Annotated in this window: 13 protein-coding genes; 8 read left to right on the forward strand and 5 right to left on the reverse strand. The window is 74.1% G+C overall.

The window, feature by feature from the left end:
- Positions 1-270 precede the first annotated feature (270 nt).
- Together ACFYXE_RS12095 and ACFYXE_RS12100 are read right to left on the reverse strand one after the other, a co-directional pair.
- The gene (locus ACFYXE_RS12095) at positions 271-549 is read right to left on the reverse strand and encodes a hypothetical protein (protein ID WP_389311609.1); all 279 of its coding nucleotides are present in this window, start codon (positions 547-549) and stop codon (positions 271-273) included.
- A 49-nt stretch (positions 550-598) separates the two neighbouring features.
- Complete coding sequence (locus ACFYXE_RS12100; protein WP_361180746.1) at positions 599-1,396, reverse strand: PspA/IM30 family protein; 798 nt, start codon at positions 1,394-1,396, stop codon at positions 599-601.
- Positions 1,397-1,688: 292 nt separating this feature from the next.
- Between ACFYXE_RS12100 and ACFYXE_RS12105 the strand changes: the two genes are divergently transcribed.
- From ACFYXE_RS12105 to ACFYXE_RS12115, 3 genes are all read left to right on the forward strand, one after another.
- A complete protein-coding gene (locus ACFYXE_RS12105; protein ID WP_361180747.1) occupies positions 1,689-2,315 on the forward strand; it encodes a DUF3043 domain-containing protein in 627 nt (208 codons plus the stop codon).
- A 74-nt stretch (positions 2,316-2,389) separates the two neighbouring features.
- Complete coding sequence (locus ACFYXE_RS12110; RefSeq protein ID WP_361180748.1) at positions 2,390-3,097, forward strand: class I SAM-dependent methyltransferase; 708 nt, start codon at positions 2,390-2,392, stop codon at positions 3,095-3,097.
- 158 nt (positions 3,098-3,255) lie between these two features.
- Complete coding sequence (locus tag ACFYXE_RS12115; RefSeq protein ID WP_389311612.1) at positions 3,256-4,314, forward strand: S1C family serine protease; 1,059 nt, start codon at positions 3,256-3,258, stop codon at positions 4,312-4,314.
- 155 nt (positions 4,315-4,469) lie between these two features.
- Here the strand turns inward: ACFYXE_RS12115 and ACFYXE_RS12120 are convergent, their stop codons facing one another.
- On the reverse strand, positions 4,470-4,703 hold the full coding sequence (locus ACFYXE_RS12120; protein WP_389311614.1) for a hypothetical protein: 234 nt from the start codon (positions 4,701-4,703) through the stop codon (positions 4,470-4,472).
- Between the two features lie 101 nt (positions 4,704-4,804).
- Here ACFYXE_RS12120 and ACFYXE_RS12125 point away from each other — a divergent pair, with 101 nt between their 5' ends.
- Positions 4,805-6,019 carry a bifunctional adenosylcobinamide kinase/adenosylcobinamide-phosphate guanylyltransferase gene (locus ACFYXE_RS12125; protein ID WP_389311616.1) on the forward strand — a complete coding sequence of 405 codons (1,215 nt, stop codon included), beginning with the start codon at positions 4,805-4,807 and terminating at the stop codon, positions 6,017-6,019.
- 12 nt (positions 6,020-6,031) lie between these two features.
- Here the strand turns inward: ACFYXE_RS12125 and ACFYXE_RS12130 are convergent, their stop codons facing one another.
- Positions 6,032-7,114, reverse strand: coding sequence for a class I SAM-dependent methyltransferase (locus ACFYXE_RS12130; RefSeq protein ID WP_389311618.1), 1,083 nt, complete (start codon positions 7,112-7,114; stop codon positions 6,032-6,034).
- 294 nt (positions 7,115-7,408) lie between these two features.
- Here ACFYXE_RS12130 and cobT point away from each other — a divergent pair, with 294 nt between their 5' ends.
- The 3 genes from cobT to ACFYXE_RS12145 all read left to right on the forward strand — a co-directional run bounded on the left by cobT (position 7,409) and on the right by ACFYXE_RS12145 (position 11,426).
- Positions 7,409-8,695 carry a nicotinate-nucleotide--dimethylbenzimidazole phosphoribosyltransferase gene (gene cobT, locus ACFYXE_RS12135; protein WP_389311620.1) on the forward strand — a complete coding sequence of 429 codons (1,287 nt, stop codon included), beginning with the start codon at positions 7,409-7,411 and terminating at the stop codon, positions 8,693-8,695.
- Between the two features lie 194 nt (positions 8,696-8,889).
- Entirely contained in the window at positions 8,890-10,680 is a 1,791-nt protein-coding gene (locus tag ACFYXE_RS12140; RefSeq protein ID WP_389311622.1) for a phosphatidylglycerol lysyltransferase domain-containing protein, read from the forward strand.
- Positions 10,677-11,426, forward strand: coding sequence for a hypothetical protein (locus ACFYXE_RS12145; RefSeq protein WP_389311624.1), 750 nt, complete (start codon positions 10,677-10,679; stop codon positions 11,424-11,426). The genes ACFYXE_RS12140 and ACFYXE_RS12145 overlap by 4 nt, the downstream gene beginning before the upstream one ends.
- Here ACFYXE_RS12145 and ACFYXE_RS12150 read toward each other — a convergent pair.
- Positions 11,324-12,130, reverse strand: coding sequence for a hypothetical protein (locus tag ACFYXE_RS12150; RefSeq protein ID WP_389311626.1), 807 nt, complete (start codon positions 12,128-12,130; stop codon positions 11,324-11,326). The two genes, ACFYXE_RS12145 and ACFYXE_RS12150, sit on opposite strands and share 103 nt — an antisense overlap.
- 87 nt (positions 12,131-12,217) lie before the next feature.
- Here ACFYXE_RS12150 and ACFYXE_RS12155 point away from each other — a divergent pair, with 87 nt between their 5' ends.
- Positions 12,218-13,000, forward strand: a complete 783-nt coding sequence (locus tag ACFYXE_RS12155; RefSeq protein ID WP_389311628.1) for an adenosylcobinamide-GDP ribazoletransferase — start codon at positions 12,218-12,220, stop codon at positions 12,998-13,000.
- Positions 13,001-13,082 lie beyond the last annotated feature (82 nt).

Below are 13,082 nucleotides of genomic sequence, written 5' to 3' on the forward strand. Positions count from 1 at the left end.
CGCCCCTGGCTGCGCCTTCGCCTGCGGGCCGCCTTTGGGCTGAGCGCGCCGTTCCCCGCGCCCCTGGCTGCGCCTTCGCCTGCGGGCCGCCTTTGGGCTGAGCGCGCCGTTCCCCGCGCCCCTGGCTGCGCCTTCGCCTGCGGGCCGCCTTTGGGATGGGCGCGCCGTTCCCCGCGCCCCCGGCTGCGCCTTCGCCTGCGGGCCGCCTTTGGGACGGGCGCGCCGTTCCCCGCGCCCCCGGCTGCGCCCGCGGCCGTGCCCTTGTGGCGCTCAGCCGGGGATCAGGCCGTCGTCGCTCAGCATCTCCTTGACCTCGTCCAGGGTGGCCTCGGGGGACGGGAGGATCAGTTCCGAGGGTTCCAGGGCGTCGTCCGGGAGGGGGGCGCCGAGCTCGCGGACCTTGTCCAGGAGCGCGTGGAGCGTGCGCCGGAAGGCGACGTCGTCGCCGCCCTCCATCTCCGCGAGCAGGTCGTCGTCCAGCTTGTTCAGTTCGGCGAAGTGGCTGTCCGCCAGCTTCACCTGCCCCTCCCCCATGATCCGTACGATCATGTCGTCCTCCCTCGGACGTGAGCGGTACCGCGCGGTACCTGCGTAGGGCCTACTGCTTGTCGAAGCGCGGGGTGTCCTGCGGCTGCTGCTGCGACTGGGGCCGGCCCTGGCCGCCCTCGATCGCCTGCTGCTGGCCGCCGGAGCCGCCCGCGAGCTCCGCCTTCATGCGCTGCAGTTCCAGCTCTACATCAGTACCACCGGAGAGCCGGTCCAGCTCGGTCTGGATGTCGTCCTTGGCCAGTCCGGAGGAGTCGTCGAGGGCGCCGGAGGCCAGCAGCTCGTCGATCGCGCCGGCCCGCGCCTGGAGCTGCGCGGTCTTGTCCTCGGCGCGCTGGATCGCCATGCCGACGTCGCCCATCTCCTCGGAGATGCCGGAGAAGGCCTCGCCGATGCGGGTCTGCGCCTGCGCGGCGGTGTACGTGGCCTTGATCGTCTCCTTCTTGGTGCGGAAGGCGTCGACCTTGGCCTGGAGGCGCTGCGCCGCGAGGGTGAGCTTCTCCTCCTCGCCCTGGAGCGTCTGGTGCTGCGTCTCCAGGTCCGTCACCTGCTGCTGGAGCGCGGCACGGCGGGAGAGGGCCTCGCGGGCCAGGTCCTCACGGCCGAGCGCCAGCGCCTTGCGGCCCTGGTCCTCGAGGGTGGAGGACTGCTTCTGGAGCTGGGTGAGCTGCAGTTCCAGACGCTTGCGGGAGGTCGCCACGTCGGCGACACCGCGGCGCACCTTCTGCAGCAGCTCCAGCTGCTTCTGGTAGGAGTAATCGAGGGTCTCGCGCGGATCCTCGGCCCGGTCAAGGGCCTTGTTCGCCTTCGCGCGGAAGATCATCCCCATACGCTTCATGACACCGCTCATGGGCTTCGCGCGCCCCCTTCTGACGGACTTCCAGCTCCAGGTACTGCTCAGAACCCACAGTACGGGCCCTGCATCCATTACCGCACTGTTCGCGTGCGGATGCGCTCATCCCCAAGGACGACTGAGTCCGCCGCCGCTCCGGCGTAAGGAGTAGGTGCCACCCTGTGGGCCAGCCCCCGGAGTCCGTCGCCCGCGGGTCGCGGACCGGCCGCAAACCGCCTGCTACGTCCCCTTAGGCACGTAAATCAAGACGCCCGGTGTTGCCGGATCGTTCCCCGGCGGGCCGACCTCCATGTGTCCGCACCCCGTACCCTTGGATTTTGTGTTCCGTAGCCGATCCAAGGAAGAGAAGGCCCCGGCCGCGCAGGCGCCGGTGACCGACTCCAAGCAGCCCCGTGACCCGCAGGCCCCGAAGGGCCGCCCCACCCCCAAGCGCGCCATGGCGCAGTCGCAGCGCCGCAGCGTGACGAACACGCCGACGACGCGCAAGGAGGCCGCCAAGCGGCAGCGTGACGAGCGCCGTACCCAGATGGCGAAGCAGCGCGAGGCGCTCGCCAGCGGGGACGAGCGGTTCCTGCCCGCCCGCGACAAGGGCCCCGTGCGCAAGTACGCGCGCGACTTCGTCGACTCGCGCTTCTGCATCGCCGAGTTCTTCCTGCCGCTCGCGGTGATCATCCTCGTCCTGAGCATGGTCCGCGTGCCCCAGCTGCAGAACATCGCGCTGCTGCTCTGGCTCTTCGTGATCGTCCTGATCGTCGTCGACTCGATCGCGACCGTGTTCCGGCTGAAGAAGCGCCTGAGCGAGCGCTTCCCGAACGAGAGCAGGAAGGGCGCCGTCGCGTACGCCCTCATGCGCACCCTCCAGATGCGCCGGCTGCGACTGCCCAAGCCGCAGGTCAAGCGCGGGGCACGGCTCTGAGCGGATTCTCCGGCGGCGCCGGCGCCTGGCTGCGGAAGCTGGGCGGTCTGCGCAACGCCGTCCGCCAGGAGCTGGTGGCGCGCCAGCTCGACGAGCAGATAGTGGCGCGCTTCCCCGTGGGGCAGCGGCTGCGGGTCCTCGACGTCGGCATGGGCCAGGGCACCCAGGCGCTGCGACTCGCCCGGGCCGGGCACAAGGTGACGGGCGTCGAGCAGGACCCCGCCATGATCGCCGCCGCGCGCACCGCGCTCGCCGAGGAGCCCGAGGGCATCCAGGGGCGGGTGCGGATCGTGGAGGGCGACGGGCACCAGACCGGGGTGCACTTCCTGCCCGGCAGCTTCGACGTCGTGCTCTGCCACGGCGTCCTGATGTACGTCGAGGAGCCGGACGCCCTGCTGGCCGGTCTGGCCCGGATGCTGGCGCCCGGCGGGCTGCTCTCGCTCCTCGTGCGCAACGCGGAGGCGCTGGCGATGCGGCCGGGGCTTGCCGGGGACTGGGCGGGCGCGCTCGCCTCCTTCGACTCCGTCACGTACCGCAACCGCATCGGGGTCGACGCCCGCGCGGACCGGCTCGACGCGCTGACCTCGTCGCTGGCGGGGCTCGCCGCTCCGCTGCAGGCCTGGTACGGCGTGCGGGTCTTCACGGACACCGCCGCGGACGACGCGGCCGTTCCGCCGGAGTGGGAGCTGGAGGCGCTGCTCGCGGCCGAGGAGCGGGCCGGGCGCACCGACCCCTACCGGCGGGTCGCCGCGCTGCTGCACCTGTGCGGGGTGCGGGTCTGAGGGGGCCAAAGGGGAGCCGAGGGGCCTGAGGGGCCTGAGGGGCCTGAGGTGAGCCGGCGGATCCGGGGGGGCAGGGAGATCGGGGTCGGTCGGTCTCCGGCCCCTGATCGGCCCCCTAAGTCAGGGCGACCGCGTACGACAAAACCGACACTCGGGACATGACTGTCTCTCGTGCCCGTGCCGTGTCCGTGCCCCTGCTCGCCGCCCTCACCGCCGCCGCGCTCGTCGGCGGGTGCTCGTCCGCGGGGTCCGGTGACGCCGGCGGATCCACCACGCAGGCCGCGCCCGCCGCCGCGAACGACCTGCAGGCGGACTACCAGAAGGTCATCAAGGACGTACTGCCGTCCGTCGTGCAGATCGACGCCTCCGAGGGCCTCGGCTCCGGGGTGGTCTACGACGACAAGGGGCACATCGTCACCAACGCCCACGTGGTCGGTGACGGCAAGCGGTTCAAGGTGACCACGGCCACCGGCGAGCAGGCCCTGACCGCCGACCTGGTGGCCGCCTACCCCGAGCAGGACCTCGCGGTCATCAAGCTGAACGACGTGCCGAACGGGCTGAAGGCCGCGTCGTTCGGCGACTCCACCAAGGCCGAGGTCGGCCAGATCGTGCTGGCCATGGGCTCCCCGCTCGGCCTCTCCTCCAGCGTCACCCAGGGCATCGTCTCGGCCGTCGGGCGCACGGTCAGCGAGGGCCGCTCCGGCGGCGGGACCGGGGCCACCATCGCCAACATGGTCCAGACGTCGGCCGCCATCAACCCGGGCAACAGCGGGGGCGCGCTCGTCGACCTGGACGGACAGGTCATCGGCATCCCCACGCTCGCCGCGACCGATCCGCAGATGGGCGACGGCGCCGCGCCGGGCATCGGCTTCGCCATCCCCTCCTCGATGGTGAAGACGGTCGCCGGGCAGATCATCAAGAGCGGCAAGGTCACCGACTCGGGGCGGGCCGCGCTCGGCATCACCGGGCGCACGGTCCTGGACGACGACTACCGGCCCGCCGGGGTCGCCGTGGTCGACGCGAAGAAGGACGGCGCCGCGGCCGGGGCGGGCCTGCGGGCCGGTGACATCATCACGCGCCTCGGCGACGACGAGGTCACGACCATCAACTCGCTCTCCGAGGCGCTGGCGGGCGCCGCGCCGGGCGACAAGACGCAGGTCACGTACGTACGCGACGGGGACGAGAAGACCGCGGACGTCACGCTCGGCGAGATGTAGCGGGCTGGAGCGGGCGGGACCGGATGCGGTGGCGGGAGCGGATGCGGTGAAGGGGCGCGGGACGGACGGGTCGGGTACGGGTCGAGGGGCGGCGCGGGACGTGCGGGAGGCGACGGCCGTGGTCCGGCCGCCGCCTCCCGGGTGTGCCGTACCGCCTAGGCCGGGGCGTCCTCGGCCGCCGCGTCCCCGGCGTGCAGGCTCATCGGCCCGTAGATCTTGTTCGCGTCCTCGAAGAGGCTCACCTGGTCGGCGCCGCCCTCGGACAGCTCCTTCCAGAACTCACCGACCCAGGACTCCGCGTCCCCCTGTGTGGTGAACTCCTCGGGCTGCACCGCGGGCTGGACCTCCGTCCCGTCCGCCTTCTCGAACCGCCACGTCCATGCCGCCATGTCAGCCTCCCGAAGGTTCCGTTGCGGCGTGCGAACCGCCTGAATCCGCTTGAAGCCTAGCCGGGCGCGCGGCGCTCGACCCGACGCGGGAGGATCTTCGTGTGGAACTGACCTTGCTCGGCACCGGCGCCCCCGGCGGACTGCCCCTGCCCGACTGCCCCTGCGCGGCCTGCGCGACCGCGCTCGGCCCCGCGGCGCGCGCCGCGACCGCGGCCCTCGTCGACGGCGTCCTGCTGCTCGACCTCACCCCGGGGGCGGCCTTCGCGGCCGCGCGTGCCGGGCACTCGCTCGGCGGAGTGCGCCAGGTGCTGCTCTCCCATCCGCACGACGGGCCCGCCGTCGAGGTCCCCGCGGGCCTGCCGCAGCCGGGCCGGGTCGCCGACGGCCGCGAGCTCGCGCTGCTCACCGGGCACCGGGTGCGCGCGGTGGCCCTGGACGCGCCGGGCTCCGGCTACGAGGTGACCGGGCCGGACGGGGAGCGGTTGCTGTACCTGCCGCCGGGCGGGGCGCCCGCCGGGCTCGGCGAGGGCGGCGGCAACGGCGGGCAGGCGCCGTACGAGATGGTCGTCGCGGACGTCGTGGGGCGCCCGGACGGGATCGCCCGGCTGCGGGCGGCCGGTGCGGTCGGGCCCACCACCGACGTGATCGCCGTGCACATCGGGCACGAGGCGCCGCCGGCCCCGGAGCTGACGCGCCGGCTCGCCGCGGCGGGCGCGCGGGCCGTGCCCGACGGCTCCACGCTCGTGGTCGGCGCCTACGAGGCCGTGCCGGACGTGCCGCGGCGCACCCTCGTCCTGGGCGGTGCGCGCTCGGGCAAGTCGGTGGAGGCCGAGCGGCGCCTGGAGGCCTTCCCCGACGTGCTCTACGTGGCGACCGGCGGGACCAGGAACGGCGACACCGAGTGGGCCCGGCGGGTGAGCGTGCACCGCGAGCGGCGCCCCGGCTCCTGGCGGACCACGGAGACCTGCGACCTGGTGCCGCTGCTCGCGCAGGACGGTCCGCCGCTGCTCGTCGACTGCCTGTCGCTGTGGCTGACCCACGTCATGGACGAGGTCCGGGCGTGGGACGACGACGAGTGGGCGGGCGGCGGCGAGCGCAAGCTGCGCGGGCGGGTCACCGAGCTGGCGGAGGCGGTGCGCGCCACCCGGCGCACGGTCGTCGCCGTCTCGAACGAGGTCGGCTCGGGGATCGTGCCCGCGACCGCGTCGGGCCGCCGCTACCGCGACGATCTGGGCCGCCTCAACACGGCGTTCGCCGCCGAGTGCGAGCACGTGCTGCTCGTCGTGGCGGGCCAGGCCCTGGCGCTGCGCGGCTGATCCCCGCCCCGGTCAGTCCTGCTCGTGCCCGTCGGCGCCCCGGCGCGCGATGACCCGGTAGGTGTTGGAGAAGCCGGTGCGGGTCAGCAGGCGGGCCAGGGCGCGGTCGAGGGTGCGGGCGGCCGCGATCAGCGGCACGGAGGCCCAGCAGGCGGCCCGCCGCAGCCGGAGCTGGAGCGGGGAGGCGGGCTTGGCCCGCCAGGGGACGTCGGCGCCGGGGGCGTGGCAGTCCAGGAAGAGCGCGAGGGCGCCGCTCAGGTCGGCGGGGACGTGCGGGGCGCGGCGCTCGACGGCGACGACGGTGAAGCCGAGCTCCGTCAGCTCCGCGCGGAGGTTGGCGAGCGGCAGCAGGTGCAGGTGCCTCGGCTGGACGTGCGGCGCCCACCACTTGCCGAGCAGGCGCGCGTAGCGGCTCTCGGGGTCGGGCGTCTCGATCATCAGGTGTCCGCCGGGGCGCAGCACGGCCTTGGCGGCCCTGAGTTCCGCGCGCGGGTCCGGGCGGTGCTGCAGGTAGTGGAACATGCTCAGCGCGTCGTAGCGGCCCGCGAGGGAGTCGGCGAGTTCGGTGAGGGTGCCGCGGTGGCCCTCCTCGATGCGCCCGCGCCGTACGCCCTCGGTGACGCCGTCGCCCGCGTCGAGGCCGTCGAAGGCGGTGTACGGCAGGACCTGCTTGGCCAGGGCCGCGAAGTGCGCGGCGCCGGTCTCGACGTCCAGCCAGCACTCGGGCTCGTCGAAGGCGCGCATCGCGTGGGCGCGGGAGAGGCGGCGCCGGGTGCCGGGCCCGCCGGGGTCCGCGGTCGTGCCGCCGCGCCCGTCGGGGCCCGCGGGCAGGTCGCGGGCGTAGAAGTCCAGGCCCTCCCGGGTGAGGCGGGGGTTCTGGAAGGAGTGGCCGCAGTCCCCGCACCGCTCCAGCGTGAAGCGGCCCGGCTTGTGCTGGACCAGGTCGGTGGTGCGCAGCCGCACCCGCAGCCGCTCGGAGCCGCACCAGGGGCAGTCGGTGCGGCGCGGCTCGTGGAATCGCTCGGTGCCCTGGGCGAGTTCGGCGAGGTAGGCGGGCCGCCGTGCGGCGACCTGCTGGGCGGCGTCCGTGGTCATGGGCGTACTCCTGGGAGGTCCTGGGGCCGAGGGAGATGAAAGGAGTGAGGGGTGAGGGGTGAGGGATCAGGGAGGCGTAGGAGACGTAGGGGCCGAGGGGGTACGCCGGTACGACAAGCCGATACAAACGGGCACGTAAAGGATCATTCCCGCGCACACGATGACGCTATGCATCCGGTGCCGCACGGGACGCGACCGGGCGCCGTGTCGCCGTGCCGGGTCCGTCGGTTGGGCGGGCGCGGCTCGCAGGACCGTTCGAGCGGCGGTGGTGCCGCTCCCGGTACTGTTCGGCGAATGAGCTCGCTGAATCTCGACGACTTCACCGACCTGATCGAGCGGCCCGACGGCGGGGTGCGCCGCGACGCCGAGGAACGCAGGGAGCGGCTGACCGTGCCGCCCGGTTCGCTGGGCCGCCTGGACGAACTCGGCGAGTGGCTCTCGGCGGCCCAGTCGGCGGTGCCGCTGCGGCCGGTCGAGCGGCCGCGCGTCGTGCTGTTCGCGGGCGACCACGGGGTGGCGGGACTCGGCGTCTCGGCGCGGCCCGCGGGGAGTGCCGCCGCGCTCGTACGTGCCGTGCTCGACGGCGAGAGCCCGGTCTCCGTCCTCGCCCGGCGCCTCGACGTGCCCGTCCGGGTCGTCGACATGGCCCTGGACTGCGACCCGGCGGAGCTGCCCGCGGAGGTCGCGGGGCATCGGGTGCGGCGCGGGTCGGGCCGCATCGACATCGAGGACGCGCTGACCGCCGAAGAGGCGGAGCAGGCGGTGCGCGCGGGCATGGCCGTCGCCGACCAGGAGGCGGACTCCGGCACCGACCTGGTCGTGCTCGGCGACGTGAGCGTGGGCGGCACGACACCGGCCGCGACGCTGGTCGCCGCGCTGTGCGGGACCGACGCGTCGGTGGTGACCGGGCGCGGCGGCGAGGCCATCGACGACCTGGCGTGGATGCGCAAGTGCGCGGCGGTACGCGACTCCCTGCGGCGGGCCCGTCCGGTGCTCGGCGACCAGCTGGAGCTGCTGGCCGCGGTCGGCGGCGCGGACATCGCCGCGATGACGGGCTTCCTGCTGCAGTGCGCGGTCCGGCGGACACCGGTGATCCTCGACGGCGTCGTGGCGTCGGCGGCGGCGCTGGTCGCGCAGCGGGCCGCGTTCCGCGCGCCGGACTGGTGGCTAGCGGGCCACGACAGCGGGGAGCCCGCGCAGTCCAAGGCGCTGGACCGGATGGCGCTGGAGCCGCTGCTCGCGCACGGCGTGAAGGTCGGCGAGGGCCTCGGGGCGCTGCTGGCGCTGCCGTTGGTGCGGGCCGCGGCGGCGCTGGCGGCGGAACTGCCGGAGCGGGCTGCGGAGCCCGCGGCGGAGGCGACGCCCGAGGAGCCCTCGGCACCCGCGGCGCCCGAAGCGGCCGTGGCATCCGACCCGGCCGTGGCACCCGAAGCCGCCGTGGCACCCGGAGCGGCCGTGGCACCCGAAGCCGCCGTGGCATCCGCACAGCCCGTGGCGCCCGAAGAGCCGGTGGCGCCCGAAGAGCCGGTGGCCCCCGCACCCCCCTCCGCCCCGAAGGCCGCGACCCCGCCCGCCGAGTGACCGCCCGGCGCCGGGGCGAGTGCTGACACCTCGTCACCGGCGCCCCCGCGGTACTCCCCTGCCCCGCACGCCCGCACGCGTACCCAAAGCGGGCGGAACGCCGGTTCGCGTCACTTGTGGAACACTTGCCCGCAAAGCGTGCCGAACGTCTGCGCGCCGCAAGGGGGCGACACTTGCCCATATGATCCCTTTTCATGGGAGATGAGCAGGTCGCCGCCGGGCGACAGAAAGCACGCACCGACATACAGCGCCGCGCCGCGGGATTCACCGTCTGGTACCTCCGCGCCGTCACCTTCATCAACTTCCTGAGCGCCGTCTGGGTCTCCCTCGGACAGGACCTGCGGCAGCACAACACGGAGAACTACTTCACTCCGTACCTGCTGACCGCGGGCTTCGCCTCCGGCCTCTTCACGCTGTTCCTGGCGATCACCATGCGGCGCCGCAAGCGCGCCGCGTGGATCCTCAACCTGGTGCTCGGCGGGCTCTTCCTGCTGTTGTTCGCCTTCGCGATGGTCTTCCCGGAGATCCGCGGGTACGCGCAGAACTGGATCTCCCTGGTCCTGACCGCCGCGTTCGTGGCCGCGCTGATCGTCGGGCGGCGCGAGTTCTACGCCAAGGGCGACCGCTCCAACCCCAGGCTGGCGTCGGCCGTCGCGGTCGGCGGGCTCCTGGTCACCTCGCTCCTGGCCACCCTGCTCGTCACCGTCACCAACCGCGCCCACGACGACTACCGCTCGACGTTCCTGGACCGCTGGCGCTACGGCACCATGCGCCTGGTCTCGCTCGCCGCCGACGACAAGCGCTTCGAGGGCATCACCACGCCGGGCTGGGTCAACGTCTCGATCAACGTGCTCAGCGCGCTGCTGCTCTGCGGCGTCCTGTACGCCGCCTTCCGCGCCCGCCGGGCCGTCGACCCGCTCACCGAGGACGACGAGGAGCGGCTGCGGGCACTGCTCGACCAGCACGGCGAGCGCGACTCGCTCGGCTACTTCTCGCTGCGCCGCGAGAAGAGCGTCGTGTGGTCGCCCACCGGCAAGGCGGCCGTCGCCTACCGCGTCGTCGGCGGCGTCTCGCTGGCCTCCGGCGATCCCATCGGCGACCCCGAGGCCTGGCCCGGCGCCATCGACCCCTGGCTCGCCGAGGCCCGCGAACACGGCTGGATCCCCGCCGTGATGGGCGCGAGCGAGGAGGCCGGCACGATCTACGCGCGGCACGGCCTGGACGCCCTGGAACTGGGCGACGAAGCCATCGTGGAGATCGGCGCCCGGGGCGAGACCTCTCCCGGGCACTTCACGCTGGAGGGGCGGGCCATGCGCACCGTCCGCCAGGCGTACAACCGCGTCAAGCGCGCGGGCTACACGGTCCGCATCCGCCGGCACGAGGACATCCCGCACGAGGAGATGACCGAGCTGCTGCGGCGCGCCGACGACTGGCGCGACGGCGCGACCGAACGCGGCTTCTCCATGGCCCTGGGACGGCTCGGCGACCCGGCGGACGGACGCTGCGTGATGCTGGAATGCACCGACGGCGAGGGCGAGTTGCGGGCGCTGCTGTCCTTCGTGCCGTGGGGGCCGCACGGGCTCTCCCTGGACCTGATGCGCCGTGACCGCGACTCCGAGAACGGCCTGATGGAGTTCATGGTCATCGAACTCCTGCAGCGGGCGCCCGAGATCGGGATCACTCAGGTCTCGCTCAACTTCGCGATGTTCCGCTCCGTCTTCGAGCGTGGCTCGCGGCTCGGCGCGGGACCGGTCCTGCGGCTGTGGCGGTCGCTGCTCAGCTTCTTCTCGCGCTGGTGGCAGATCGAGTCCCTCTACCGTGCCAACGCCAAGTACCGGCCGATCTGGGAACCCCGCTTCCTGCTCTTCGAGAAGAGCGCCGACCTCGTGCGCATCGGCATCTCCGCCGCCCGCGCGGAGGGCTTCCTGGAAGCCCCGGGCCTGCCGAAGTGGCTGCACCGCAAACACCTGGAGTCGAGACGATGAGCACCCTGGCCCGCTGTGCCCGCGCCGAGTGGGGGCCGTTGTTCTCCACCGTGCGCGCCGCGCTCCTCGCCCGGCGGTGGCGGGCCGTGCCCATGACGCTGGCGGCCGTCTGCCTCACGGCGGCCCTCCAGTACGTGCAGAACCAGCCGTGGGGCTACCAGTTCGTGCAGAACATCGGCTGCGTGCGCGCCGAGGACCCGCTGTGGCTCGCCCTGCTGCGCACCCCGCTCTCGCTGTTCGTGCCCGCCCTCGACCTGCCCGTGTGGGGCGCCCTCGCGCAGCTCCTGCTCGTCTTCGGCATCGCGGAGATCTGTCTGGGCCGGTGGCGCACGCTGCTCATCGGGTACGCGGCCACGCTCGCCGGCACGCTCTACGCGCGGGTGGGCATCGAGCTGGGCCCCGGCAACCCCGTGGGGCTGCCCGCCTCCGACGCGCAGGTCGTCGACACCGGCCCGTCGGCGGCGGTGGTCGGCCTCGCGGTGTACGTGTGCTGGCGCTACCGGGCGTACGTCACCGCGGCCCTGGTCGGCGTCGTGATGGTCGTCGAGGTACTGGTCAAGGACAACCTCGCGGGCAAGGAGCACCTGGCCGCCATCGCCGCCGTGCTCGTCCTGCTGTGCGTGGTCCCGCGGGCGGGCCGGGGTCAGCGGCGCGGCGGCAGCCGTCCCGCGCCCGGCCCCGAACCCGCGTCCGACCCCGGGCGCGCGTCCGGCCCCGACTCGGAGAACCCGCCGATCCAGTCCTGAAGCCTGCGGCTCTTGCCCGCCCAGCGGCGGTCGTGCCGGAAGGCCCGCAGCCCCGCACGCGCGCGTGCCCGGTGCCGGTTGCGGTAGAACCGCCGCGCCCACGCCGAGCCGGGCCGGGCCAGCCGGATCGCGCCGATCAGCGCGACGAACGGGATCACCATGCCGATCAGCGCGGTGCGCAGTTTCCCCTTCAGGAGCGCGATCAGCGAGAAGCCGCAGTTGATGCCGACGTTCAGGGCGAACAGCCCCCGGTTCTGCCGCTCCTCGGGCGTCAGGTCGTTCACCCCGAACGGCGTGAAGCCGGTCAGCACGAGCACCACGAGCGCGGCCGTGAGCATCACGACCTCCACGCTCTTGCGGCCCTGCTCGCTCCAGTACACGTCGTCGAGGTGGAGGATCAGCGCGAACTCGTCGAGCACCAGGCCCGCGCCCACCCCGAAGATCACCGCGGCGTACAGCGGGCCCGCCCCGTGCCGCCCGGCGGCCACCGCCCAGAACCCGCCGACCAGCATGAGGAAGATGCCCGGCACGACGTGGTGGATGTGCACGTCGCCCGAGCTGATGTTGCGGAACGGGCCCCTGCCCGCGCGGATCAGCCGCGTGATGGTCCGGGTGACCACGAACGACCCCACGAAGGAGAGCAGCGCGAGCAGCAGGGGCAGTTTCCCCGGCTCGACGATGTTCCGGTACCACCAGTCGCTCATGCGGCCCGCCAGTCGTTCATGCGCCCATCCTCCGTCCCCGAAGAGTGATCCGCAGGGCGGGACGTTCCCCCGGGGTAGCCTTCCGCGGTGTCCAGAACCTCCCCCGCCGACGGCATACGTTTCGCCTTCGGCACCCTGACCGCGCTCCCCGTCCGCGTCACCCGGTGGGACCGCGACGCGGCCCGCGCGGGCATGCAGTGGGCGCCGCTCGCCGGGCTCGCCGTGGGCCTGCTCGCCGCGGCGGCCGGTGGCGTCCTGACCGCGCTCGGCGCGGGCCCGCTGCTCGCCGCGGTCGCCGCCGTGGCCACCCCGGCCGCGCTCACCCGCGGCCTGCACCTGGACGGCCTCGCCGACACCGCCGACGGCCTGGGCAGCGCCAAGCCCGCCGAGGACGCGCTGCGCATCATGAAGCAGTCCGACATCGGCCCGTTCGGCGTCATCACCCTGCTGTTCGTGCTGTTCGCGCAGGTCGCCGCGGTCTTCCAGCTGTACGCGGACTCCTGGGCGCGCGGCGCCACCGCCACCGTCGTCTCCGCCGCCGCGGCCCGGCTGGCCCTGACCCTGGCCGCCCGCGCCGGGGTGCCGCCGGCCCGCCCGGAGGGGCTCGGCGCCGCCGTCGCCGGGGTCGTCCCGCGCGCCCGCGCGCTCGGCGTCGCCGCCCTCGTGGTGGGCGCGGCGGCGGCCGCCTCGGTGCCGCTCGGCGCGGCCGACGCGGTGCGCGGCGCGGCGGCCGTCGTCCTCGCGCTCGGCGCCGCCGAACTGCTCCTGCGGCACTGCGTACGGCGCTTCGGCGGGGTCACCGGAGACGTCTTCGGCGGGCTCGCGGAGACCGCGGCGACGGTCGCCCTCGTGGTCCTCGCGCTCGGCTGACAAGGGGGCGGACGGCGGGCGCCGCGTGCCCGGCAGCACGCCCGACACACACAGTGAGGCGCACCGCAGCGCTCACGGGCGT

Source organism: Streptomyces sp. NPDC002564 (assembly GCF_042889645.1).
Lineage (GTDB): Bacteria > Actinomycetota > Actinomycetes > Streptomycetales > Streptomycetaceae > Streptomyces.